The organism is Streptomyces sp. NPDC020917, assembly GCF_044333795.1.
Lineage (GTDB): Bacteria > Actinomycetota > Actinomycetes > Streptomycetales > Streptomycetaceae > Actinacidiphila.
The window spans coordinates 1-23,106 of record NZ_JBIRRR010000032.1 but is presented as its reverse complement, the minus strand read 5'-3'; the positions used below and the strand labels follow the sequence as shown (position 1 = coordinate 23,106).

The 23,106-nt window shown below is 72.1% G+C and carries 19 protein-coding genes and 4 pseudogenes; 3 read left to right on the top strand and 20 right to left on the bottom strand.

Annotated elements, in window-relative coordinates:
• Positions 1 to 45 precede the first annotated feature (45 nt).
• From phzG to ACH4TG_RS39095, 7 genes are all read right to left on the bottom strand, one after another.
• The gene (phzG, locus tag ACH4TG_RS39125; protein WP_398247771.1) at positions 46 to 738 is read right to left on the bottom strand and encodes a phenazine biosynthesis FMN-dependent oxidase PhzG; all 693 of its coding nucleotides are present in this window, start codon (positions 736 to 738) and stop codon (positions 46 to 48) included.
• Positions 731 to 1,567, bottom strand: a complete 837-nt coding sequence (locus ACH4TG_RS39120; RefSeq protein WP_398247769.1) for a PhzF family phenazine biosynthesis isomerase — start codon at positions 1,565 to 1,567, stop codon at positions 731 to 733. The genes phzG and ACH4TG_RS39120 overlap by 8 nt, the downstream gene beginning before the upstream one ends.
• Before the next feature lie 46 nt (positions 1,568 to 1,613).
• On the bottom strand, positions 1,614 to 3,500 hold the full coding sequence (locus ACH4TG_RS39115; RefSeq protein WP_398247767.1) for an anthranilate synthase family protein: 1,887 nt from the start codon (positions 3,498 to 3,500) through the stop codon (positions 1,614 to 1,616).
• Entirely contained in the window at positions 3,497 to 4,120 is a 624-nt protein-coding gene (locus ACH4TG_RS39110) for an isochorismatase family protein (RefSeq protein ID WP_398247765.1), read from the bottom strand. Before ACH4TG_RS39110 ends, ACH4TG_RS39115 begins: the two co-directional genes overlap by 4 nt.
• Before the next feature lie 168 nt (positions 4,121 to 4,288).
• Positions 4,289 to 5,188: an aromatic prenyltransferase gene (locus ACH4TG_RS39105; RefSeq protein WP_398247763.1), complete on the bottom strand. Its 900-nt coding sequence runs from the start codon at positions 5,186 to 5,188 to the stop codon at positions 4,289 to 4,291.
• A 399-nt stretch (positions 5,189 to 5,587) separates the two neighbouring features.
• Positions 5,588 to 7,252: a prenyltransferase/squalene oxidase repeat-containing protein gene (locus tag ACH4TG_RS39100; protein ID WP_398247761.1), complete on the bottom strand. Its 1,665-nt coding sequence runs from the start codon at positions 7,250 to 7,252 to the stop codon at positions 5,588 to 5,590.
• A gap of 260 nt (positions 7,253 to 7,512) precedes the next feature.
• A complete protein-coding gene (locus tag ACH4TG_RS39095; RefSeq protein ID WP_398247759.1) occupies positions 7,513 to 8,607 on the bottom strand; it encodes a polyprenyl synthetase family protein in 1,095 nt (364 codons plus the stop codon).
• 461 nt (positions 8,608 to 9,068) lie between these two features.
• On the opposite strand from ACH4TG_RS39095, the gene ACH4TG_RS39090 reads away from it, so the two are divergent.
• Positions 9,069 to 10,562: a multicopper oxidase family protein gene (locus ACH4TG_RS39090; RefSeq protein ID WP_398247758.1), complete on the top strand. Its 1,494-nt coding sequence runs from the start codon at positions 9,069 to 9,071 to the stop codon at positions 10,560 to 10,562.
• A gap of 118 nt (positions 10,563 to 10,680) precedes the next feature.
• On the opposite strand, the gene ACH4TG_RS39085 is transcribed toward ACH4TG_RS39090, so the two are convergent.
• From ACH4TG_RS39085 to ACH4TG_RS39075, 3 genes are all read right to left on the bottom strand, one after another.
• Positions 10,681 to 11,868 carry a 3-deoxy-7-phosphoheptulonate synthase gene (locus ACH4TG_RS39085; RefSeq protein ID WP_398247756.1) on the bottom strand — a complete coding sequence of 396 codons (1,188 nt, stop codon included), beginning with the start codon at positions 11,866 to 11,868 and terminating at the stop codon, positions 10,681 to 10,683.
• A 39-nt stretch (positions 11,869 to 11,907) separates the two neighbouring features.
• Complete coding sequence (locus ACH4TG_RS39080) at positions 11,908 to 12,396, bottom strand: PhzA/PhzB family protein (protein WP_398247754.1); 489 nt, start codon at positions 12,394 to 12,396, stop codon at positions 11,908 to 11,910.
• Positions 12,397 to 12,510: 114 nt separating this feature from the next.
• Entirely contained in the window at positions 12,511 to 13,578 is a 1,068-nt protein-coding gene (locus ACH4TG_RS39075; protein ID WP_398247752.1) for a polyprenyl synthetase family protein, read from the bottom strand.
• Positions 13,579 to 14,241: 663 nt separating this feature from the next.
• Here ACH4TG_RS39075 and ACH4TG_RS39070 point away from each other — a divergent pair.
• On the top strand, positions 14,242 to 14,397 hold the full coding sequence (locus ACH4TG_RS39070) for a hypothetical protein (protein ID WP_398247750.1): 156 nt from the start codon (positions 14,242 to 14,244) through the stop codon (positions 14,395 to 14,397).
• A gap of 3 nt (positions 14,398 to 14,400) precedes the next feature.
• Here the strand turns inward: ACH4TG_RS39070 and ACH4TG_RS39065 are convergent, their stop codons facing one another.
• The 5 genes and pseudogenes from ACH4TG_RS39065 to ACH4TG_RS39045 all read right to left on the bottom strand — a co-directional run.
• Complete coding sequence (locus ACH4TG_RS39065; RefSeq protein WP_398247748.1) at positions 14,401 to 16,449, bottom strand: FAD/NAD(P)-binding protein; 2,049 nt, start codon at positions 16,447 to 16,449, stop codon at positions 14,401 to 14,403.
• A gap of 94 nt (positions 16,450 to 16,543) precedes the next feature.
• Positions 16,544 to 17,521, bottom strand: coding sequence for a 3-oxoacyl-ACP synthase III family protein (locus tag ACH4TG_RS39060; RefSeq protein ID WP_398247746.1), 978 nt, complete (start codon positions 17,519 to 17,521; stop codon positions 16,544 to 16,546).
• A gap of 166 nt (positions 17,522 to 17,687) precedes the next feature.
• Positions 17,688 to 18,713, bottom strand: coding sequence for a diphosphomevalonate decarboxylase (gene mvaD / locus ACH4TG_RS39055; protein ID WP_398247829.1), 1,026 nt, complete (start codon positions 18,711 to 18,713; stop codon positions 17,688 to 17,690).
• 178 nt (positions 18,714 to 18,891) lie between these two features.
• Positions 18,892 to 19,477: pseudogene (locus ACH4TG_RS39050) on the bottom strand (zinc ribbon domain-containing protein); the annotation flags it as partial.
• A gap of 48 nt (positions 19,478 to 19,525) precedes the next feature.
• Positions 19,526 to 19,585, bottom strand: a pseudogene (locus ACH4TG_RS39045) (hypothetical protein); the annotation flags it as partial.
• Here ACH4TG_RS39045 and tnpA point away from each other — a divergent pair.
• Positions 19,577 to 19,789: pseudogene (gene tnpA / locus ACH4TG_RS39040) on the top strand (IS200/IS605 family transposase); the annotation flags it as partial. The pseudogenes ACH4TG_RS39045 and tnpA sit on opposite strands and share 9 nt — an antisense overlap.
• 198 nt (positions 19,790 to 19,987) lie before the next feature.
• Here the strand turns inward: tnpA and ACH4TG_RS39035 are convergent.
• From ACH4TG_RS39035 to ACH4TG_RS39015, 5 genes and pseudogenes are all read right to left on the bottom strand, one after another.
• Complete coding sequence (locus ACH4TG_RS39035) at positions 19,988 to 20,197, bottom strand: hypothetical protein (RefSeq protein WP_398247744.1); 210 nt, start codon at positions 20,195 to 20,197, stop codon at positions 19,988 to 19,990.
• 27 nt (positions 20,198 to 20,224) lie between these two features.
• Complete coding sequence (locus ACH4TG_RS39030) at positions 20,225 to 21,220, bottom strand: methyltransferase dimerization domain-containing protein (protein ID WP_398247742.1); 996 nt, start codon at positions 21,218 to 21,220, stop codon at positions 20,225 to 20,227.
• Entirely contained in the window at positions 21,217 to 22,371 is a 1,155-nt protein-coding gene (locus ACH4TG_RS39025) for a DegT/DnrJ/EryC1/StrS family aminotransferase (RefSeq protein WP_398247740.1), read from the bottom strand. Before ACH4TG_RS39025 ends, ACH4TG_RS39030 begins: the two co-directional genes overlap by 4 nt.
• Positions 22,372 to 22,377: 6 nt before the next feature.
• Entirely contained in the window at positions 22,378 to 22,947 is a 570-nt protein-coding gene (locus ACH4TG_RS39020) for a cupin domain-containing protein (protein ID WP_398247738.1), read from the bottom strand.
• Positions 22,948 to 22,990: 43 nt separating this feature from the next.
• Positions 22,991 to 23,106 (bottom strand): annotated as a pseudogene (locus tag ACH4TG_RS39015) (type III polyketide synthase); the annotation flags it as partial.

The following is a 23,106-nucleotide window of genomic DNA, read 5'->3' as shown; positions in this document are numbered from 1 at the left end:
CTTCCCGGGTGTTCGAAGGGGCGTGGGCGAGGTGCTGCGGCCGGGTCAGGGCTGGAGCCGGCTGATCTGCCAGTGGTCGCCGGTGCGGTCGTAGCGCAGCCGTTCGTGCAGCCGGTCGGTGCCGTTGGCCCAGAACTCCACGCTGGCCAGTTCCATGTGGAAGGCCACGAACGTCTCGGGGCAGGGCAGGGGCTTGTGGTCGGCGCCCAACTCAAGGGCCTTGGCGCGCAGTTCCTCGAAGTCCTGCAGGGTGTCCAGGGGGCGGCTCTGCCGGGAGGCGCTGGTCATGGCGTGGGTGAAGACCGGGCGGGCGAACCACAGGGCTTCGGTCTCTGCGGCGGGCAGCAGGTGGGTGGGGCCGGCGAGGTTGATCTGCTGGCTGGTCTCGCGCCAGTACAGCGCGCCCGACGCCCAGGGGTTGGCGGCCAGGTCCCGGCCCTTGCGGCTGTCGCGGTGGGTGATGAAGACGATCCCGGTGTCGTTGAGGGAGTTCAGGGCCACGATCCGGGTGGAGGTGCGGCCGTCGGTGCCGGCGGTGGCCAGGGCCAGGGCGCGCGGTTCGCGCACCCCGCGGGTGACGCTGTCCTGCAGCCAGTTGGCGAGCAGGCCCAGCGGTTCGGCCGGGGGCGCGGTGAACTCGGGGAAGTCCACGGCGACGGTGGCGGTGAGTGTCTCGGAGCGGGTGCTGCCCCCGGGCCCGGTGGCGGTCAAGGTGGTGGACTGGGGCAGGTCAGACATGCAGTGTTCCTTCCAGCGCGACGACGCCGTGGCCGTCGACGTCGACGGTGTCGACCCGGTCGCCTTCTCCGTGGACGAGGGCGCCCATGGGAGAGGGGCGGCCGATCTCGACGCCCTGGGTGATCTCGATGTGCGTTCCGTAGGCGCCCAGGCCGTGGCGGGCGATGTGGATGGCGATGGGGCCGGCGGCCGAGCCGGTGGCGGCGTCCTCGACGACACCGTAGGCGGGCGAGAACATGCGGTTGCGCCAGTGGGTGCCGGATCCGGCGAAGCAGTTGGCGGCCATGTCGGGGAAGCGGGACAGGGCGCGGTGGTCGGGGTCGAGTTTCGACAGGGCCTCGATGCTCTCCAGGCACACCAGGACGTGCCGGGGGCCGTTGCGGTAGATCTCCACCGGCAGGGCGGTCTCGGTGATGCCGAGGGCTTCCAGGAGTTCCTCGGTGCGGTCGAAGGGCTCCCACACCGGGACGGGCTGGCGCATGCGGGCGGCGACGGTGGTGGTGCCGGCGCGCTGGAGTGCGAAGGGGATCAGGCCCATCGCGGTTTCGATCCGCAGGGTGTCGCCGGGGATGCGGGCGCCGAGCGCGATGGCGGTGCCGAGCAGTGGGTGGCCGGCGAAGGGCAGTTCGTTGACCGGGGTGAAGATCCGCACGTGGACGTCGCCGTCGTGGTCGGGGCGCAGCACGAACGTGGACTCCGACAGGTTCATCTCGCGGGCGATGGCTTGCATCTGCTCGCCGGTCAGGTCGTCGGCTTCGAAGAACACCGCGACCGGGTTGCCGGTCAGTGGCTCCCGTGCGAACGCGTCGACGACGACGTAACTGTGCATGGACTCTCCCACTGGTCTTCACGATAGGGGGGCGGGTTTGGGGTGTTCAGGCGGGCGGCTGGGGGTCGAGCAGGGCGGCGAGGGCGGTGGCGACGATCCGCGGTCCTTGCCGGGTCAGGACGGATTCGGGGTGGAACTGCAGGGAGGCGAAGCCGGGTCCGCGCAGGGCGTGGACCTCGCCGGTGGCGGTGTCCCGGCTGACGCGGACGGTTCCGATGCCGTCGGCGGTGAACTCCTCGTGGTCGGCGAGGAGGGCGAAGGTGTTGTAGAAGCCGACGTGTTCGTCCGCGCCGAACAGGTCGATGCGGCTTTGCAGGCCCTGGTTGGGGACGTCCTTGCGGCGCAGCGGCAGGCCCAGGCGCAGGCCCAGGACCTGGTGGCTCAGGCACACGGCCAGGAACGGGCGGTGGCGGCGCAGGAGGGTGTCCACGGCGGTGTGCAGGTGGTGCATCTTGGGGTGGGCGGTCTCCTGGGGGTCGCCGGGGCCGGGGCCCATGACGACCAGGTCGTGGCCGTCGAGTTCGTAGGGGTCGTCGAAGCGGCGGAGGGTCACCCGCAGGCCCAAGGACCGCAGTTGCTGGTCGAGCATGGAGGTGAAGGTGTCCTCGGCGTCGACGATCAGGACGCTGCGGCCGGCCAGTTGCGGCCAGGACGAGGTGCGGGTGGTGGTGTCGGCGAGCCAGAAGTCGGCGATGGTGTCGTTGCGGGCGGCCAGGGCCCGGCGGACCTGGGTGTGGTCGGCGAAGCGGTCCTGGCGCCGCCCGCCGAGGGCGGCCAGCACGCCGGCGGTCTTGGCGCGGGTCTCGGCGGCTTCGGAGGCGGGGTCGGAGTGCCGCACGATGGTGGCGCCCACGCCGATGCCGATTCGTCCGGTCTGGTCGATGTCGGCGGTGCGGATGAGGATCGCGGAGTCCATGGTGCGCCGGCCGGCGTCGTCGCGGCCGATCAGGGCGGCGGCGCCGCTGTAGTAGCCGCGGCCGCCCATCTCGTACTGGGTGATGGTGCGGCAGGCGCTTTCCAGTGGGCTGCCGGTGACGGTGGGCGCGAACATGGTCTCGCGAAGGATGTCGCGGACGTCGCGGTCGGTGCGGCCCTCGATGAAGTACTCGGTGTGCGCGACCTTGGCCATCTCTTTGAGGTAGGGGCCCACGACGCGGCCGCCCTGGTCGCAGATGCGGGCCATCATCTTCAGTTCCTCGTCCAGGACCATGTACAGCTCGTCGGTCTCCTTGCGGTCGGCGAGGAAGTCCAGGACGCCGGGAAGGGTGGGGCCCGAGGGCGGGTAGCGGTAGGTGCCGCTGATGGGGTTCATCACGGCTGTGCCGTCCTGGACGCTGACGTGCCGCTCGGGTGAGGCGCCGACCAGGGTGCGGGTGCCGGTGTGGATCAGGAACGTCCAGTGGGCGCCGGACTCGCCTTCCAGCAGGCGGCGGAACAGCGCGGGGGCGCTGGCCGGGCTGTAGCCGGTGATGTCGGCGACGAAGGTGCGTTTGATGACGAAGTTCGCGCCCTCCCCGGTGCCGATCATCTCCTTGACGATGCGGCGCACCACTTCCTCGTAGGCGGCGTCGTCGACGTCGAAGTCGCCGCCGTCCAGCGGGGTCGCGACGTCGGGGATGCGGGACAGCGCCTCGTGCAGCGGCAGTTGCTGCTGTCCGGTGACGGTCATCGCCACCAGGGGCGTGCCGTCGTCGGCGCAGGCGAAGCCGCGTTCGGCCAGTTGCCGGTAGGGGATGACGACCAGCACCTCGTGGCCGCCCGCGCCACCGCTGTCGGGGTCGGGCAGGGGGATGTCGGCGAGGGTGGCGGGCAGCGTCACCTGGCCGGTGAGGACCTCGATGATGCCCCCTGCGGTGGTGCCGGGGCGGTGCAGCAGCGCGTAGGGCTGCCCGGGCGAGGCCAGTGCCTGGTCCAGCAGGTCGGCGGCGTTCACGAGAACAGGCCCTTGACGGTGGTGACGCGGGCGCAGCGTTCGGCGGCGTAGGTCAGGGCCGAGCGGTGGTAGTCCTGCGAGAAGTCGGCGGTGGCGTCGGCGAGGTAGAACGGCTGGATGTCGTGGGTGAAGGCGTCCACGCAGGTGGCCAGGACCCCGACGTGTGCGTAGACCCCGGCGACCGCGATCTGGTCGCGGCCGGCGGCGCGCATCCGCTGCAGCAGGTCGGACTTGAAGAAGGCGCTGTAGCGCCATTTGGTGAGCTGCCAGTCCTGCTCGGCGGGGGCGAGTTCGTCGACGACCTGCCGGTCTTCGGGGGTGGTGCGCATGCCCGGGCCCCAGAAGTCCTTGAGCAGGCCGCGTTCGGCGTCGGTCATGCCGCCGGGCTGGGCGGTGTAGGCGATGGGCACGCCCAGTTCGGCGCACCGGGCGCGCAGTTGCGCGGTGTTGCGGACCAGGTCGTGCCGCAGGGTGTCGGGGAAGGGTTTGAGGAAGTAGCGCTGCATGTCGTGGATGAGCAGGACCAGCCGGTCGGGGTCGGCCTTCCAGGGCACGGCGGCCGGCGGCAGGTCGCCCTCGGCGGGCAGCGGATACGCACAGATGGACGGTATGCCGGACATGGCTCCAGTTCCTGGCTTGGGGGGTGGCTCGGGCGGCCCGGTCGCGGGTGGGCAGGGGCGCGGGGCCGGCCGGCCGGGCCGGGTGGTGGCGCGTGCCGGGCCCTGTTCTACGTCCGCCGGTTCACGGCCCCGTGCGCGGTCCCGGGCGGCGCGGCGTGCCGCGCAACGTCAGTTCGCGGCGCGGAAGCGGTCATGCGCGCTGGTGATCGACTGGTAGTAGGCGGCGAGTTTGTAGTACTCCTCGCTGGCTGTGATCGCGCCGGCGAAGACCAGGGTGCGGTCGCCGGGGTAGGTGTAGGGGGCGTTGCGGGCGAACGTCTCGAAGGCCGGGTCGATGCCGGCGGGCAGCACGGTGGGGTCGGTGGTGCGCACCGAGAAGCTGATCCGTTCGATCTTCGCGGAGTCCCAGCCGAAGGTGAAGTACACCGCCTGGGAGGCGGAGATGAAGTCCAGCATCTGCTCGCCGGCGGCCGGCAGGGCCAGGTCGCGGAGCAGCGCTGTGACCGCGTTGCGCTGCACGTGGGCGTCGCTCAGGCCGTTGAAGTACACGTTCCAGGTGCGGTGCGCGTAGTCGACCGCGATGGCCGAGACCTTGCCGTCCAGGCCGTGGGCGGTGAACGCGGCGGTGTGCTCGGCCAGGGCCGGCGGCATCGAGGGCACCTGGGCCAGCGGCGCCAGGTGCTGCAGGGCGCCGATGGGGAAGCACACGTAGGCCTTGTTGAACCCGCCGTTCACGCCGTAGTCGACGCCGTAGCTCTGCACCTGGAAGCGGGCCTGGATGTCGGGGAGCAGGGCGCGTATGCGGTGGTCGACGTCTTCGGCCAGGCCGTGGGCGACCGCCAGTGTGTAGGGCTCGCCGAGGCTGGTGGGCGAGGCGAAGTCGAAGGACAGGTCCTTGATGGCGCCGCCGCTGTTGACGATGTTCCACACGATGGGCGAGGAGGTGAGCGCGTCGTGGTAGGTGGTCAGGACCGGTTCCATGCGTGCGCGGGAGGCGGGCAGGCCCAGCAGGGCGGCCGCCTCCTGCACGGCCGCGTTCAGGACGTCGGTGGTGGCTGTTGCGGACATCGAAAACCCCAGGTGTCGTTAAGGGAACGCGGGCGTGCTGCCGGTGAGCGGAGCATCGGCGGTGCGTCTTGGCGTGGGCTGGGCGTCGGGTTGGCGGCGGCTTGGCGGCGGGCCGGGGCCCTTGCGGTGCCGCCGGCCGGGCGGCGTGCGGGGCGGCCGCATTGCCGGGACGGGGCCGGCCCCGTGCGGGTTCAGCCGCCCGGTCTCGCGGTGCCCGGCCGGCTGCTCCCGGGTGGGTTGCTCATGCCAGATTATCGACGCAACGGCCTTGACCTGCGCTGGAGTCCGGGCTGAGACGCGGTCCCTTGACGGGGGTGGGGTGCGGGCCCCGGGGCCGGGCCCTGGCGCGGTCACGCACGGCCGTGATCGCGCCGGGCCGGGTCCCGGGGGGCTGGGGGTTCACACCGCGGCGTGGCCGCTGGCCTGCAGTTGCGGTGCCTGCGGCAGGAGCTTGGTGCGCAGGTGCCCGAACGCCAGGAGCACCGGGATGTCGGTGAGGATCGGCAGGTGGTAGGCGAAGGGGCGGGGGCCGACCATGTCGGGCGGGCCGTCGTAGCTGCCGTCGGTGTGCTGCCGTTCCAGCAGCCAGGCCAGGCCGCGGCCGATCGGTTCGGTGCCCTCGCCGCAGCTGAGGGTGATCAGGGCGTAGGCGGTGCTGATGTCGTCGCTGGGGTCGCCGGGCTGCATGCCCCAGCCGCCGTCGGGGTTCTGCGTCTGGTGCACCGAGGTCTGGATGCGCTGCGCCATCGCGGCGGTGCGGGTGTCGGTGGGTTCGGCGGTGCCGGCCGCCAGGCGGGCCCGGAACATGGTGTGCAGGCGGCTGCGGCTCCAGCCGGGTTCGAAGCCGCCGTCGGCGAGCTGGCTGTCGGCCAGCAGGCCCAGGGCGCGGCGGCGGGCCGGTGCGGTCGCCGGGTGCGGCGCCAGGGCGTTGACGGCGGCCGCGGTCATGCACGGCTCGGAGGTGGCGCCGGCGACGTAGGTGGGGAAACCGCCGTCGCTGTTCTGCACCGCCAGCAGCGAGTCGACGCCGCGGCGGATCGAGGCGGCGTAGGCGGCCGGGTCGGTGTCCTGGAGGAACTCCAGGATGCACGAGGTGCAGTCGACGTCGGTCTGCGCGACGTTCGGGCCGATGGACCAGCCGCCGTCCAGGACCGCGCCGCGCGCCAGCGCCAGCGCCAGGCCGCGTTGCGGCGCGTCGTCCTGGTGGGCGGCGAACAGGTCGGCGATGGACCGCAGTTGGGCGGGCGGGCCGCCGGCCGCGGCCAGCGCGATCGCGGCGGTGGAGGTGCACCAGTTCTGCATCTCCAGCACGAACGGGAAACCGCCGTCCTCGCGCTGGTGGCGCAGCAGCTGCTCCACCCCGCCGCGCACCGTCGCCTCCTGCCCGGGAACGCCGGCCAGGGCGTGCAGCGCCAGCAGGTGCAGCAGGACGTAGCCCTCCCAGACCGCGGTGGCCGGCGCGGTGGCGGTCAGGGTGTCCAGGGCGGCTGTGGTGGCCTTGTTGCTGACGCCGGCCGCGCTGCTGAGGATGAGCGTGACGGCGGCCTGCTGGACCGCGGCCCAGGAGTGGATGGGGTCGGTGGGGGCGGCCTCGTCGGCGGCCGGGACCACGCCGGCCGGCAGAGTGCAGCCCAGCACCGACAGCACCGCGTAGAGCATCCGGCGGCGCCGCGCGGAGATGAACTCCGGTGCCGCGCCCAGCAGCGCGTCGGTGAGCTTGTCGATGAGGTCGGAGTCGCCGGCGCCCTGCCCGCCGGCGGCGGCCCGCCCGACGGCCAGGGTGGCCAGCACCCGGTCGAACTCGTGCGGGGTGTCCAGGTGCCCGCGCAGGTAGGCCAGCACCCGGTCGCGGGCCGGGGAGGCCTGCTGGGTGCGGGTCATCAGCGTCAGGGCGAGCGCGGACTCCAGCACTCTGCTGCGGCAGTCCTCGCGTATCGCGCCGTCGGCCTCGACCCTGCCGGCGACGTGGGCGGCCAGCTGGGAGGTGGCCCGGGTGAACGCCACCGGGTCGACTTGCGCGGGCCAGGCGGTCGGGGCTGAACGCACATGGTTCGGTGGCCTCATGCCATGCTCCTGAAGTGGATGTCCGAGCGGATCGAAACGCACACGGAAACGGGAAAAGGGGACGGAACGCGCCCACCGGCCGGGGCCGGGAGCGGTACGCACGGGGCGGCCGCTGAACCCTCAGGGGCGCGGCCGGCCCCCGGGTGCGAGTCGGGGCCCAAGGCCGCGGTCGCGGCGGGGGCAATACCTGGTGACGGCCCGGCACCCGCCCGGTCTGTGGCGTCGGAGCGGGCGGGTGCCGGGCCGCGGCGCGGCGGGGTTCAGGAGGTCCGCTGCGTCGCGCGGATGGCCATCGCGGTCAGCTGGTCCTTGGCGTCGTCGGTGGCGGTGCTGGCCCGCAGGACGGCAAGGGCCCGGTCGGTGCGGGTGGCGATGTCGCGTTCCACGTGGTCGACGGCTCCCACGCCGGTGATGATGGCGCGCATCTGGGCCAGTTCCTCGTCGTCGATCGGGTTGCCGATCTTGGCCCGCAGGAACTTCGCGGCGTCCGGGTCCTGCTCGTCGGCGTACTTCAAGGCGGCCGCGAACAGCGTGGTGCGCTTGCCCTGGACCAGGTCGTCACCCGACGGCTTGCCGGTCTCCTGCGGGGCGCCGAACACGCCCAGCAGGTCGTCGCGCAGCTGGAAGGCGACACCGATGCCGATGCCGAACGCCCGGTAGGCGGCGATGAGTTCGGGGTCGGCGTCGGCGATCGCGCCGCCGATGTGCAGGGGCCGCTCCACGGTGTAGGAGGCGGTCTTGTACTGGTCGACCAGTACCGGGGTGTCGATGTCCTCCTCGCCGGCCGCCTCGGCGGTCAGGTCGAGCAGTTGCCCGCACAGGACCTCGGTGCGCAGCGCCGACCACACCGGGGACACCCGCGCCAGGGCGGGTTCGGGCAGCCCGCAGGTGCGGATCATGTCGTCGGCCCAGCCCTGGGCCAGGTCGCCGACCAGGATCGCGGCGCCCACCCCGAACAGGTCCGCGTCCCCGGACCAGCAGCGGGCCCGGTGCTGCTCGGCGAACAGCACGTGTGCGGCGGGCGCGCCGCGGCGGGTGGCGGAGGCGTCGATGACGTCGTCGTGGATCAGGCCGTAGGCGTGGAACAGCTCCAGCGCCGAGCAGCAGCGCAGCACCGCCTCGGCGTCGGGGCCCTCGGGGTCGCCGCCGGCGCCGATCCAGCCGAGGAAGGCGAAGGTCGGTCGTACGCGCTTGCCGCCGCGCAGCACGTAGCTCTCCAGTTCGGTGACCGCGGTCGCGTAGGCCGGGCTGATCGCGTCGGCCTCGGCCTGCCGTGCGGCGAAGAACTGCCGCAGCGCGGCCTCGACGGCTTCGACGCGGCCGGCGGCCCTGGGGCGGGGTCGGGTGGTGGCCATGGGGTCCCTTCGTCAGGGCGAACGGAGGATCGACTGCCCCGGGCGTGGTGCCAGGGGTCCGGCGGTGGGCGTCGGGGTACCGCCCGTGGGGTACCGGCGGTGCAGCAGTGCAGGGTTGCGGTGCTGCGGACGACGTTGCGGGGCTGGGCACCGGGTGGTCCGTCGTCGTCGAACGGACCGACCGTTGTCCGGCGGTCGGCGCGGTGCGCGAACACGCCGAGGTGGGGGGCCGGTTGCGGCCCGTACGTCGGCGAGTCTTGCCCAGCCGGCTTGAGGTCGCCTGGAGTCCGCGGCCACAAACCCCGGGCCGGCCGTCCCGCAACCGCGGCGGCCGGCCGGCGTTCTCCAGTGGGGCTCCAGGGCCTCCATGGCGGAGCCGGGCATTTTGTGCATCAGAAACAGCAGCAGAAACAATGGTTTCGTTGCGTCCCTGACTTCACAGCACCTTTTGGGGGAAAGACATGATCCAGCGCCGAAGCGTCCTCGTGGCAGGGGCGGCCCTGACCGGCAGCCTCGGCGGCGCGGGCCTGCTGCTGCGCGCCGGCTCCAGCCCGGCGCGGGCGGCCGACCTCGGGGCGTCGGGCATCGCGCAGTTCCAGCAGGCGATGCCGGTGCCGCAGGTCCTCAAGCCGACGTTCACCTCCGGGGCGGCCGCCTACTACGAGATGACGATGAAGGAGGCGGACGCGGAGATCCTGCCCGGGCGCACCACGCGGGTGCGGACCTTCAACGGGGCCTTCCCCGGCCCGGTGATCAAGGCGGTGTCCGGGCAGCGGGTGGTGGTCAGGCAGACCAACCAGCTGGACGTGCCGACCTCGGTGCACCTGCACGGCGCGCACGTGCCGCAGAGCAGCGACGGCTCCCCCATGGACCTGATCGCGCCCGGTGGCGGCAGCAAGACGTACACCTACCCCAACAGCCAGCCGCACGCGAACCTGTGGTTCCACGACCACGCGCACCACATGGAGTCCGAGACCGTCTACCGCGGGCTGACCGGCTACTACCTGCTGACCGACCAGGTCGAGCAGTCCCTGGACCTGCCCTCGGGTGCCCACGACGTGCCGATCGCGCTGCGCGACGCGCGGTTCGACGACGACGGGCAGCTGGTGTACGTGATGGGCGACTACGCGGGCCGTACCGTGCTGATGGCCAACGGCAAGGCCTGGCCGTACTTCGAGGTCGCCGCGCGCAAGTACCGCTTCCGGCTGTTCAACACCGCCAACATGCGGTTCTTCACGCTGCAGTTGGCCGACGGGTCGGGCTTCCAGCAGATCGGCTCGGACGGCGGGCTGCTGGAACAGCCGCTGGATGTCACGTCGGTGGCGCTGTCACCGGGTGAACGCGCCGACATCGTCGTCGACTTCTCCCGCTACCCGGCCGGCACCACGCTGGTGCTGGCCAACACCGCGCCGCAGCTGCCGGGCGACCCCGCCGACCAGGTCGGGCAGGTCCTGCAGTTCCGGGTGACCGGCCCGGCCGCGGACACCAGCCGGGTCCCGGCCGCCTTGCGGCACCTGCCGGCGCTGCCGCCGGCCACCGTCAACCGCAGCTTCGTGCTGGCCATGGACGAGACCGGGCTGAGCGGCGAGGCGTTCATCAACGGCAAGACCTACGACATGGACCGGATCGACACCGAGATCGAGTACGGGGCCACCGAGATCTGGACGGTGACCAACGGCAACCTGTTCACCCCGCACAACTTCCACCTGCACCTGGTGCAGTTCCGGGTCCTGGAACGCGACGGGAAGCCGGTCACCTCCGGGCCGGAGAGCGGCCTGAAGGACACCGTGGCGCTGATGCCCGGCGAGACCGTCAAACTGCAGGCGACGTTCACCGGCTACGAGGGCACCTACGTGTACCACTGCCACATGTTCGACCACGCCGACATGGGCATGATGGCCAACTTCCGGGTCTCCAGGACCCCCAAGGCCCGCCGGCACCGCCCCGTGCGCTGAGACCGCCCCGCCGGGGCCCCGCCGGGGCCCCGCCGGGAACGGGATCGGGCCGGGCCGCACCCCCTTGTCGGGGGGTGCGGCCCGGCCCGATCGTCGCGGTGTGCGGGGGGGTGGTGGGTCAGGGGCGGAACGCGGAGATCACCGACAGGGCCTGGCGGGGGGTCAGCCGCGGGTCGCACAGCGAGGTGTAGCGTTCGCCGACGCGGTCCAGGCCGTCGCGGCCGGTGGCGCACTCGGTGACGTCGTCGGGCGTGGTCTCCAGGTGCAGGCCGCCGGGCACGCCGCCGGCCTGCCGCACCGCGGTCACGAACCTCGACACCTCCAGCGCGACGGTCTCCACCAGCCGGGTCTTGTGGCCGCTGGGTGCGGTGACGGTGTTGCCGTGCATCGGGTCGGTGAGCCAGATCGCCGGGTAGCCGGCCTCGCGCACGGCCTGGACCAGCCGCGGCAGCCGGTCGGTGACGTGGCCGGCGCCCATCCGCGCGATCAGGGTGAGCTTGCCCGGGTCGCGCCACGGGTCCAGGCGCTCGCACAGTGCCAGCAGTTCCTCGGGTTCCATACCCGGCCCGACCTTGCACGCCACCGGGTTGACGACCTGCGCGAGCATCGCGACGTGGGCGCCGTCGATCTGCCGGGTGCGTTCACCGATCCACGGCCAGTGGGTGGAGCCCAGGAACAGCCGGCCCTGCTCGTCGGTGCGCAGCATCGGCACCTCGTAGTCCAGCAGCAGCGCCTCGTGGCTGGTCCACACCGCCGGGGTGAGCACGCCCGGGCCCGTGGGGCGTTCGCGCCAGCCCAGGTGGTCGATGACGTCGCTGGCGGCCATGTAGCCGGTGAGGATCCGCAGCGGGTCGGCGCGGCGGCTTTCCGCGTCTGCTTCGGGGCTGTTGACCATGTGGCCGCGGAACGAGGGCAGTTCGACGCCGTCGACGATCTCGCTCGCGGCGGAGCGGGGTTTGGTGAACTGGCCCGCGATGCGTCCCGCGCGCAGCACCGGCTTGCCGGTCATCAGGCCCAGGGCGCCGGCCAGCAGGTCCAGCACCGCGGCCTTGCGCGTCACGTGCTCGGGCCGGCACTCCTGCGGGTCCTCGGCGCAGTCCCCGGCCTGGATCACCAGGGCCCGGCCGGCGGCGACCGTGCCCAGCACCGTCCGCATCGCGGCCACGTCGTCGGGCTGGACCAGGGTGGGGCGGGCGGCGAGCGCCTCGTCGACCCGGGCCAGCTGCGACAGGTCGCTCCATTCGGGCTGCTGCAGCGCCCGCCGGACCCGAATGTCGCGGGTGACGTCCTTCACGACGTCGTTCATTGCGTAACTCCGTTCCAGCGGTGGGGACTCGAGGCGACGTCAGGTGGGGATGCCCGTGCGCTTGATCTCCGGGACGGGGATGCCCAGCGCCCGCAGCTGCTGGAAGGGGTTCATGAACTCGCGCTGCCGCTTGATCAGGCCGCCCTCGAACTCGAACGAGTGCAGGAAGTGGTTCTCGTAGTAGCCCTGCGGGTAGTCCCCGAAGCAGATCTTGCCGTGGCCGTCGCACTCCACCCAGAAGTGGTCGGGGTCGTCGGTCTCGAAGATCTTGATGTTGTACCACTCCCAGTCCGGGAAGCACTTCAGGGACCACACCGCGTGCTCGCCCAGCCGGTCCCGGCCGTGCGTGGCCACCGGGGAGCCGGTGTCGGTGGTCCACAGGCCGCCGACGCCGTCCTCGGTGAACAGCTCGTGCCGGCGCAGCCGGTCCTCGCCCGTGGTGTTCATGTACTGCTCGACGATCGCGCGGTTGCTGCGGCGCAGCTCCGCCTCGTCGGTGAAGGCCTGGGTGGCGACGGATTGAGACACGATGGACCCCTGACGGTGTGAGAACGGATGCGGGACGTCGACAAGACTCGTGCGTGGCTGCGGCACCGCCCCGCCGGGTGCGGGCACGGTGCCGCCGATGGTGCGGGAAGGTGTTCAGGCGTTGCGGTAGGCGACCTTGCGGGCCATGACTTTCAGCTCCTCGCGCCACACCGGGGCGATCGGCGCGTCCGCGATGGCCTTGCAGCCCAGGTCGACCAGGGAGGCGATGTGCGCTTCGACGTCGTCGGGGACCTTGGTGTCCACCAGGTAGGCGCGCACCTCCTGGCTGCTGTGGCCGGGCTCGGTGATCAGCGTGGCGATGGAGTCGTCGCGTTGCATGGCCCAGCCCAGCAGCAGCGTCATCTTGTGCTGGGTGAAGTCCAGTCCGGCGGGCTTGCCGGTGTCGGCGGAGTCCCCGAAGGCGTCCAGCAGGTCGTCGCGCAGCTGGAACGCCTCACCGACGGCCTCGCCGTACTCGGCGAACGCGGCGGCCAGGTCGGTGCGTCCGGCCGCGCTCGCGCCGACGACCAGGGGCCGGTGGATGGTGTAGCGGCCGGACTTGATCCGGGCGATGAGCCGGGAGACGGCCGGGTCGACGGAGAACTCGGCGGCGGCCGCGACGTCCATGTACTGGCCGATGAGGACTTCGGAGCACAGTTTGTGCCAGTCGGCGGACGCGGTCGCCGGCGCCTGCGACATCAGCTCCTCGGCGTAGGACATCGCCAGGTCCCCGGCCAGGATGCCCACGCCCTCGCCGTACCGGCGGGACTCGCCCTGAAAGCCGCGGTCGTGGTGCAGCGCGATGTGCTTGGCGTGGACGGTCGGCAGTCCGCGGCGCCGGTCGGAGTCGTCCAGGACGTCGTCGTGGACCAGCAGCGACACGTGCAGCATCTCCAGGGCCGCGGCGGCCGCCACGATCCCCTCGGCGGCGGCGTCGCCGCCGGCGGCCAGGTACCCGGCGACGCAGAACGCGGGCCGGATCCGTTTGCCGCCCGAGGCGATCAGCTCCGCGAGCGCGTCGATGGGCACGAGCGTGCGCTCGTCGACCTGCGCCCAGCTCTCGCGTTCGGCGGCCAGCAGCCGGCCCAGCCGCTCCTCCACGCGCCGCAAAAGGTCGGCGCTGGTGCGGCGCGCGAGGTCGACGGCCTGCGGGCCGCCGCCGGTGGTCACGTCGGCAGTCACAGGAATCTCCTTGGGTTCGGGCAACGACGTCGGTGGCCCCAGCTGACCACACGGGCATGGGGCGGACCTGGAGTCTGCCTTTAGGGCCGATCGACTTCGCGCATGGTGAGCGTTGACACCCCGAACGGCCCCGTGGAAACCTCCGGTGTGCACCCAGGGATTTCACATCGGGGCGCCGCCACGGGGGAAATGAGCGCCACTCCCCCGCCCTTTTCGACCGCAGGGCCGTCCCACCGATTGCCGCTGCGCTCGGCGCAGCGGACGCCCGGTGCGGGTGCAGGACGAACCACCTGGTGAAGGAGCGTGGATGGAACGTCGCTCGGGTCCGCGGAAACACCGCGCGGACCAGCCTCGGGCGGCCTTTCCGCGCAGCCGCCCACCGGCCATTTCGTGAATTCAAGATCGACGGTTTCGGGCGGATTGATTGCGCATGTTCAACCCGGCGCGAGTGAATTTCACGTGTCCGGCAGAAAAGTGTGCCGTGGAGGGCTGCACGCCGGCGCTGCGCGCCTGGCGGCGGCCCATCGAGAACACCGGGAAGGGGATCCTCCAGTGCGCGTGGGGACACACCGCGGACATGCATGCATCGATCACTGCGCCGCCGCCGGCGGTGCGGACGGCGACGGCCGGCCGCGCGCGGGCAAACCGCCGCACCACCGGCTGGTGCCCACGAACGTGGCCGCGCTGGCCGCGGGCGTGTCCGAGGCGACGATCCGCAAGTGGGTGAGCCGCGGCAAGATCACCCGGTACGGCACGCCGGGCCGTTCGCAGTTCGACATCGACGAGCTCACGCAGATCGCGCTGCGCCGGCAGCGCTGAGGTTCAGCCGGGCGTCGGCAACGACGCCCGGCCCCCGCGGCGTTCTTCACGTCCGCGGCGTTCTTCACGTCCGCGGCGTTCTTCACGTCCGCGGCGCTCGTCGGCCGGGTGGTCGCGGTGTTCGTCGGCGGGGTGGTCGGGGTGGCCGAGGGCGGCGCGGGCGATGGCGTCGGAGTCAGTGAGGGTCACCGAGTTCACCCCCGGCCGGATCCCCGCGGCGGTCACCCAGTGCACCGACTCCGTCGGCACCCCGAACGCATGACGCCGCGGATGCGCCCTGCCACCGGCATCCACCACATGGAACGGACGCCCGGTGACCGCAAGCCCATCGGTGACCAGCACACCACCCGAACGCGACCGGATCCGGTACCGCGCGGCCTGACCACTGTCCAGCAGGTGCCGCAGCAGCGCATCCCCGGTGCGGGCGACGCTGATCTCCGGCAACCGCGCCTCCACCAGAGCATCCACAACCACCCCCGAACCCGGCACCAGCGGCGAACGCACCCGGTACCCGCCCTCCTCGGGGACGACGATGATCTGCGGCCCGATGATGTGCAGGACACCCGCCTCGATCAGCGCGATCATCTCCTCCACCCGGCGCGCCGGAGGACCGATCGACAAGAACGCGTTCAACGGGGTGTACCAGCCGTCCAGATCCCGCCGGTAGGACTCCCCGTGCAGCCCGCCGTGGTCCACCGCCAGGCGCACCTCGTTCCGCAGATCCCGCAGCACGTCCAGCGCCGCCTTCAACGGCCCGCTCACATTGCCCGCACCGGCCTCGGCGACATCCTCCCGCAGATAGTCCAGCAGCCAGTTCGTGAAGTCCCGCACCGAGACGAAGTCCCGGTCCCGATACGGCCGCGCCAGCAACTCCCAGTCCAGCCGGTACTTCTCCCCGATACCGAAACTCCCCAGCACCGGATCCACCTCACCCGGGCCGTAACCGGCAGCCAGATACTCCCGCTCCAACTGCGCCGCCCGCGTGACATGCCCCCGGGAGGACAGCAAGGTGCGGTAGTACACCGTCTCGACCTCACGCGCGATCAACGGCCACAGGTGGTCCTTGAAGTCCAGTCCGGTGGTGGCGTGTTCGCGGCGCAGTTGCCGGACGCGGTCGGCGGTGAGGACCACGGGTTCGTGGCGGCCGTGCGGGCCCTTCTCGTTCTCTCCGCGGGCTTGGTAGGGCACGCCGCGCCGTGATCCGGCGAACAGCACCGGTTCGCGGCCCGAGGGCCGGTAGTGCAGTGCGCCCAGGACGCGGGTGAAGGTTCCGCCGCGTCCGGCGGTCAACTGGGCCATGTAGTCGAAGAAGTTCAGGCCCAGCCCGCGCAGCAGCACCCGCCCGCCGGCCGGCAGCACCGCCAGGTCCACATCCGCCGGGTTCGCCGGACCGATGTAGGCAAGACCCGCCTGGCGGACCCTGGCGACGAACTCCCGCTCGGCCGCCGCGGGCCCGGCCGGGAGATGGCCCTGGCACAGGACCACCGCGTCCAGACCGTCCAGGGCTGTCCCGTCGGACAGGGTGATGTGCTGGAGTGGGCCGGTCGTCGGGTGTGCGGTTGCGGTGTCGTCGTCGAGGGTGACGGCGAGGGCCGCGTGGTGGGTGACGGTCACCGACTGCGGGGCGCCGTGCACGATCCGGTGCCAGGCCCATTGCAGGTAGTGGCCGTAGAAGCCGCGGGTGGGGTAAGTGTCCGGGCCCAGCGCGCCCGCCTCCTGGAGCAGGTGCGCGGGGTGGTTGTCGCCGACGTCGCCGGCGAGCAGGGCCTGCGACCACTGGTGGAGGCTGGGTCCGGGCTCCAGGGGGCCGGCCAGGTCCACGCTGGCGTCGGTGAACACCGAGATCTGCCCGGCGACGGTGTTCATCAGCAGCTGCCGGGACTGGTCGGTGCGCCAGACCCGGCCCGCGCCCGGCGGGTAGGGGTCGATGACGTGGATGTGGACGGTGCTGCCCGCAGGCAGTTCGCGGGCGTTGGCGCACAGGCGTTCCAGGACGGACAGGCCGCGGGGGCCGGCACCGATCACGCACAGGGTGCGGTGTGTCGTTGTCATGGTCGGAAAGTTCCTGCCGTTGTCGGGCGACGGGGGCCACAGCCGTGAACGGTGCCGTGCGGGCTCGGCGTCCAGGGGTGTCAGGCGGGTCCGGTCACCATTCGACGAGGGCGAATCCCGCCGACATACCGCCGCCGAATCCGGCCATCAGGACCAGGTCGCCGGGGTGGAAGGCGCCGGCGCGGGCGGCCTCGTCCAGGGTGATCGGGATGGAGGCGGCGCCGGTGTTGCCGTAGCGGTCCAGGGTCAGGTGCATGGTGGCGCGGGGCAGGGCCAGTTCCTCGAAGACGGTCTGCAGCATCACGCCGTTGGCCTGGTGCGGCACGAAGTGGGCGATGTCGTCGGGGACGACGCCGCTCTCGTGGAGGAACTGCTTGGTCAGCTGCGGCAGCCGCTCCTCGACGAAGGCGCGCACGCCGCGGCCGTCCATCGTGAAGTACTGCAGGCCGGCCTGGAGGGCTGCTTGGTCGGCGGGCAGCCGGCTGCCGCCGGCGGGCACCTCGATCAGGTGGGCCAGGTCGCCGAAGCTGTGCGCGGCGATGTTGCGGATGCGGGCGCCGCCCGCGCCGGTGCCCAGGACCATCGCGCCGGCGCCGTCGCCGAAGAGCACGACCGTCCTGCGGTCGGCGGGGTTGAGGATCCGCGAGTACACGTCGGCGCCGATGACCAGGGCGTGGCCGCCCTTGCGGGCCAGGACTCCCTCGACGGCGGCGAGCGCGAACACCTCGCCGGAGCAGACGGCGTTGACGTCGAAGGCCGCCGCGTCGACCGCGCCGAGCAGGTGCTGGACGTAGGCGGCGGTCGGCGGCTGCGGCCGGTCCGGGGTCGAGGTGGCCACGACGATCACCGACAGGTCCGCGGCGGTGAGGCCGGCCGAGGCGAGCGCGGCGCGTCCGGCGGCCGCGGCCAGGTCCGAGGTGGCCTGCTCGGGAGCGGCCCAACGGCGGGCGCGGATGGCGGTCTTGCGGGTGACCCAGGCGTCGTCGACTGCGGCCGCCGCGCCGACGTCGTCATTGGACACAACCCGATCCGGCACGTAGGCGCCGGTACCGAGGATCGCGACTTCGGTCATGCGGCTGGTTCCCCTCAGGTGGTGGTGACATGACGGTGCCGACGGCCGCGGCGGTGCGGCCGTCTCATGGGCGGAAAGGTGTGCGGCACCGCCACGCGAGCCGGCAGGAGGAAGCCCGGCGGCGGGCCGGGCCTCGTTTCCTGGTGCCGTGTCGCGTGGCGGGGTGTCAGGTGGCGGCCGGCAGCAGGTGGGCGCCGGGGCCGGGGCGGGCGATGTGCACCGCGCCCGGGCCGACCGCGCCGCGCAGTGCGTCGGCGACCTGGTCGGCGTCCGCGGCGTGGCACAGCACCTTCACGTTGGGGCCGGCGTCCATGGTGGCGTGGGCGCTGATGCCGTCCTGCCGCAGGCGCAGTACGCGGTCCAGGACGGTGACGGTGGCCGGTGACAGGTAGCGGACGGCCGGGCGGGCGGCGAGCATCGTGGCGTGCATGCCCAGCGCGTTGCGTTCGGCGATCTCCCCGACGGTGTCGAGGTCGCCGGCCAGCAGTGCGGCGCGGATCTGCGTCAGGTCGCCGGCGCTGGAGGCGGCCCACGCCTCGTACAGCGGGGACGTGTCGAGGGTGCGGCGCATCGCGGCGCGGCTGGAGACGGCCTTGGCTCCGGCGTTGACGACGGCGATGACCAGCGCGGGGTCGAGTCCTGCGGCCGCGGGCACGGGTTCGGCGTAGGAGCCGAGGTCGGCCTGGGTGAGGGTGCCGGTCCCGGCGTGCCACAGCGCGAAGCCGCCGAAGACCGACCGGGAGGCGGAGCCGGAGCCGCGGCGGGCCAGGCGGGACAGGTGCGTTGCGTCCAGGTCCAGTTGGTAGGCGGCGGCGCCGGCCGTCGCCAGTGCGGCGAAGCCGCTGGCGGAGGAGGCCAGGCCCGCGCCGGTGGGCACGGTGTTGACCGTGTCGACGACGGCGTGCTCGCTGCGGCCGGACTGGCGGCGTATCAGGTCCAGGAAGGTGGTGACGCGGCGCAGCGCCTCGCCCTGGGCGCTGTGGCCGTTGAGGGTCACCGTGTCGTGTCCGGCGCCGGGCGCCAGGGTGACGGTGGTGGTGGTGGGGAAGATGCCCAGCGTCATCGACAGGCTGTCGGTGCGCGGCAGGACGAGTTCCTCGTCGCGTTTGCCCCAGTACTTGATCAGGGCGATGTTGGGGTGCGCGACGGCGGTGGCAGCTCCGGTCGCCGGGGGTGCCTGCGGCCGGGGCATCGTGGTGGTCGGCTGGTCTGTGGCCATGGTGTGTCGAGCCCTCTTCGTTTGGGGGACGGTCGGCGATCGTTCAGGCCACCAGGTAGCGCTGGATGGTGGGGGCGAGCAGTTCGACGAGTTCGTCGCCGGCGCCGAGGCGATCGGCTCGAGCTTGACGATTTGACTTCCGCTCCCCGGGTTAAAGCCCGGGGATTCCTACCACGGTCGGTTGACCGTCTCGGTGGGTTCCTGCTTCACCGCGCTGGGCCGGTACGAGTACCGGTCTTACCTGCGCTCCACAGGCTGACACCGCCAGTCCGGCGGCCTTGGCGACGTTGACCGCCGCGTTGATGTCCCGGTCGAGGACGGCCCCGCAAGCCCCGCATTCCCACACTCGAATGTGCAGGGGCTTGGGGCCGTCCTCGACGCCGCACTGCGAGCAGACCTGGGAGGTCGGCTCGAACCGTCCGATGCGCAGGAAGCGGCGGCCGAACTTCGCGGCCTTGTACTCCAGCATCGTCACGAACGCGGACCATCCCGCGTCGTGGACGGACTTGGCCAAGCGCGTACGGGCGAGCCCCTTCAGCCTTGATGCGGGCCTGGTCCCTGTTCTTCGATCCCCTGGCCTTGCGGCACAAACGGCGCTGTTCCCTCTTGAGTTTCTTCTCGGCCCGGCGCAGGAAACGCGGGGCGTCGATCTTCGTGTCGTCGGAGAGGACCGCGAAGTGCCCAAGGCCCAGGTCGATGCCGACAGCGGATGCCACCTCGGGCAACGCCTCGCCTGCGGTGCGGGCTGTCTCACGGACGCGAAGCGCATCGTTGTAGACCACCCGCGCACACCCGAACGCCCTGGCCAGCGCTAAGCGCTGAGGACCGTTCGGAAGGACGTCCACCTGACGCGCATGGAAGAGATCACGCGGCCCGTCTGCACCGACTTCGAATGCGAACTGGTCGAGTTCAACGGCGAGAACAACCACGTCCACCCGCTCGTGAACCACCCGCCGAAAGTAGCCGAGTCCAAACTGTTCAACAGCCTCAAGGGCGTCAGCTCCCGAAGACTCCGCCAGGAGTACCCGGAACCGGTCCGACACTACTTGGCGGGCACAGCGACTGTGGTCCGGCTGGCGGCGGCGGTGCGCTGCCCGGCGGCGTCGAGGGTCTCGGACATGTCTCCTCCTGGTGTCACACGGGTGGCGTGGGAGCAGGGAGCGGCGAGAGGGGGGCATCGCCGCTCCCCGCCGGCTGGGATGGTGCACGCAAGGTTGCCGGGCGTGCCGGGTGGGGGGGTGGTGCGGTCAGGCGTCGCCGGTCGGTTGCCCCTTGAGCTGCTCGATGAGCTGGTCGGCCAGAGCCAGGCGCTGCACCTTCGTGGTGGCGGTGCGGGGCAGGTCGGCCGGCGACGTCGCGCCGGGAGCGGCACAAAAGGCTGCGGCCATCGCCGGCAGCAGGCCCAGGTGCAGGCCGCGTTCCCGGATCGCGGCGTAGGCCGTGGAGCCCTTGGTCACCAGCGTGCCTTCCTTGCGTGTGGCGCCTTACCGGGCGATGGCCAGGGTCGCCGGCGGCGCGCGGTGGAAGGAGATCTCCTCGAAGCCCGCCTTGATCAGCCAGTCGCGGTAGTCCGCCTGCCGCCAGGTGCTGCCGTGCTTGGACTTCAGCAGCATCTCGGAGGCGAAGATCAGCGGGAACGCCGGTCCTGAGCGGTCGTCGTCGACGATGTAGTCGCAGACCACCAGTGCCCCGCCGGGCTTGATCGCCTGCCGCAGCCGGGTGAACACCTCGATGTTCGCCTCGGGGCTCTCCTGGTGGGCGATGTGCGAGTACACCGCGACGTCGTGCCGGTCGGTGCCGAAGTCGGTGGTGTGGAAGTCGCCGTCGATGCTGGTGAACCGGTCGGCGACGCCGCGTTCGGCCAGCAGCCGGTGGGCGATGGCGTTGATCGGCGCCCAGTCCAGCTGGGTGGCGTGGGCCTGCGCGTTGGCCTGGAGCCAGATCCCGGAGTAGATGCCCGAGCCGCCGCCGACGTCCAGGATCGAGATCGGCCCGGCGTCGGCCAGGCCCAGGACCTGCGCGGCGATGCCGGCGCCGGGCACCGACTGCGCGGCGATCGCCCGCACGATCTCCTCCCAGTGCGGGTTGTTCGCGACCTCCACCACGGGGCTGGCGACCGGCCCGCCGACCCGCACGACCTCGGCCAGGTCGGCCAGCGCCCCCATGTGGGTGAGCTTGAGGCGGGCGAAGCGGGCCAGGGAGACGGGCGTGTCCTCCACCAGGTACGTCGCGGCCTCCGCGGTGTTGCGGTAGCCGCCCTCGCCCAGCTCGACCAGGCCGATGCTGACCAGGCCGTCCAGGAGGGTCTGCGCGCCGCGCTCGGAGATCTCCGCGGCCTGCGCGAGTTCGGCGGCGGTGCCCGCTCCCTGCTGAAGGTGGGTGAACACGCGGTGGGTGCTGGCCGCGGCGAGCACGCCGGTGGCCCAGTAGCCGTTGATCAGCCGCATGATGCGGTCCGGTGTCGGCACCGTGTTGGTCATGCTGCCCCTCCCAGGACTCCGGTCGCCGCGTGGGCGCGCACCGCGCCGCGCAACGCGGCCGCGACCCGCTCGACCTGCTCGGTTGTCAGTTCGGCGTGCATGGGGATGGCCATCTGGCGGGCGAACAGGTCCGCGGAGACCGGGCAGGTCTGCGCGGTGGCGAACACCGGCTGCACGTGCGCGGCGAACGTGCCGTGCCCGCAGCCGATGCCCTGCCCGCGCAGTTCGGCGGCCACCGCCGCCCGGTCCACGCCCTTGTCCAAGGTGACCATGTAGGTCTGCCAGGCGTGGGTGCGGTCGCCGGGCACCTGCGGCAGCGTCAGCAGCTCCTGGTCGCCCAGCAGTTCACCGTAGGCCTGGGCAACGGCGCTGCGGCGCTTGAGGAGTTCGTCGATCCGGCCGAGCTGCACGCTCAGGATCGCCGCGGCGATGTCGGACAGTTTGAAGTTGTAGCCGATCTCGGTGAACGTCGGGATGGGCAGGCCCACCACGTTGCCCATGTCGAAGATGCTGCCGATCCCGAACGAGGACCGCAGCCGCACGTCCTTGCCGATCTCCGGGTCGCGGGCCAGGACCGCGCCGCCCTCGCCGCTGCTGGCGCCCTTGCGGCCGTGGAAGGACAGGCAGCCGACCTCGGCCAGCGCACCGGCCTGCCGGCCCTGGTAGGTCGCGCCGACCGCGCACGCGGCGTCCTCGACCACGAACAGGCCGTGCCGGTCGGCGATCGCCTGCAGTTCGGTGTAGTCGGCGGGCATGCCGACGGTGTCGACGGCGACCACCCCGACCGTCCGCGGCGTGATCAGGTCCTGCACCGCCTGCGGGTCGATGGTGTAGGTGTCGGGCCGCACGTCGGCGAAGACCGGGGTGGCGTCGACGTACCGCACGGCCTGCGCGGGCGCGGGGAACCCGTAGTCGGCGACGATGACCTCGTCGCCGCTGGTGACGCCCAGCGCGAGCATCGCCAGGTGCAGGGCCGCACCGCAGTTCGCGACGGCGACCGCGTCACCGACCCCGTACCTGGCTGCCAGTTGCGCCTCCAGCGCCTTGCCCTTGGGGCCCTGGCCGGCCGGCCAGCCGGAGGCGAACACCTCGGCCACGGCCGCCAGTTCCCGCTCACCCAAACTCGCGTGCACCAAAGGAATCGGTTCCACCGCGGTTCACCTTCCGCTTTGCTGCTGGTGTGTGTGCTGTGCCGGGATGCGGGCGCCTAGCGGCGGCTCGTAGCGCAGCGCCGTGATCTGGGCCACGTCGTGGCGTTTGCGCATGGCCTCCACGGCCACCGGGTCCACGCCGCCGCCCCGCGACCAGATCTCCGCGATCTCCTCGAAGTACTCCTCGTGGACCGGCGAGGGGAAACACTGGAAAAGCATCGTGACCGGCTCCAGGGTGGCGTTGCGGAACGCGTGCGGGATCCCGGAGGGCACGAACATGCTCGCGCCGCGCCCGGCGCGCACCACCTTGTCGCCGTCGGCCGACACCCACTCGTGCCAGTTCTCGCCGGTGCGCCTCACCGGCTCGAAGCACAGCAGGTCCAGCTCGCCGTCCAGGACGTAGAAGAACTCCTGGGACTGGCCGTGGACATGCGCGCCGACGTCGAATCCGGGCGGCACGACCACCTCGAAGATCGACACGGCCGAGCCCATGTCCTTGGTGGCCTTGAACGTCACCTCCTGCGCGGGGGTGACCAGTTTGCGTCCGGCACCGGCCGGGACGATGAGGTCGGTCATGGGTGCTGCTTCCCTTCGGTCGGCACCGGCCTTGCGTCACCGGTCAGTTGAGGTTGCGGGCGGTGTCCTCGGCCCAGGTGCCCAGGGCCATCTCCGCGGTGATCCCGGGACCGAACCCCGCGATCAGACCCGTCGCCCCCGGCGCGGGCCGCTCCTCCT

Excerpts from the sequence above, each read along its gene's own strand:
- phzG (WP_398247771.1), bottom strand. The coding sequence starts at position 738 with ATGTCTGACCTGCCCCAGTCCACCACCTTGACCGCCACCGGGCCCGGG.
- ACH4TG_RS39120 (WP_398247769.1), bottom strand. The coding sequence starts at position 1,567 with ATGCACAGTTACGTCGTCGTCGACGCGTTCGCACGGGAGCCACTGACC.
- ACH4TG_RS39110 (WP_398247765.1), bottom strand. The coding sequence starts at position 4,120 with ATGTCCGGCATACCGTCCATCTGTGCGTATCCGCTGCCCGCCGAGGGC.
- ACH4TG_RS39105 (WP_398247763.1), bottom strand. The coding sequence starts at position 5,188 with ATGTCCGCAACAGCCACCACCGACGTCCTGAACGCGGCCGTGCAGGAG.
- ACH4TG_RS39100 (WP_398247761.1), bottom strand. The coding sequence starts at position 7,252 with ATGAGGCCACCGAACCATGTGCGTTCAGCCCCGACCGCCTGGCCCGCG.
- ACH4TG_RS39095 (WP_398247759.1), bottom strand. The coding sequence starts at position 8,607 with ATGGCCACCACCCGACCCCGCCCCAGGGCCGCCGGCCGCGTCGAAGCC.
- ACH4TG_RS39090 (WP_398247758.1), top strand. The coding sequence starts at position 9,069 with ATGATCCAGCGCCGAAGCGTCCTCGTGGCAGGGGCGGCCCTGACCGGC.
- ACH4TG_RS39085 (WP_398247756.1), bottom strand. The coding sequence starts at position 11,868 with ATGAACGACGTCGTGAAGGACGTCACCCGCGACATTCGGGTCCGGCGG.
- ACH4TG_RS39065 (WP_398247748.1), bottom strand. The coding sequence starts at position 16,449 with ATGACAACGACACACCGCACCCTGTGCGTGATCGGTGCCGGCCCCCGC.
- ACH4TG_RS39060 (WP_398247746.1), bottom strand. The coding sequence starts at position 17,521 with ATGACCGAAGTCGCGATCCTCGGTACCGGCGCCTACGTGCCGGATCGG.
- mvaD (WP_398247829.1), bottom strand. The coding sequence starts at position 18,713 with ATGCCCCGGCCGCAGGCACCCCCGGCGACCGGAGCTGCCACCGCCGTC.
- ACH4TG_RS39030 (WP_398247742.1), bottom strand. The coding sequence starts at position 21,220 with ATGACCAACACGGTGCCGACACCGGACCGCATCATGCGGCTGATCAAC.
- ACH4TG_RS39020 (WP_398247738.1), bottom strand. The coding sequence starts at position 22,947 with ATGACCGACCTCATCGTCCCGGCCGGTGCCGGACGCAAACTGGTCACC.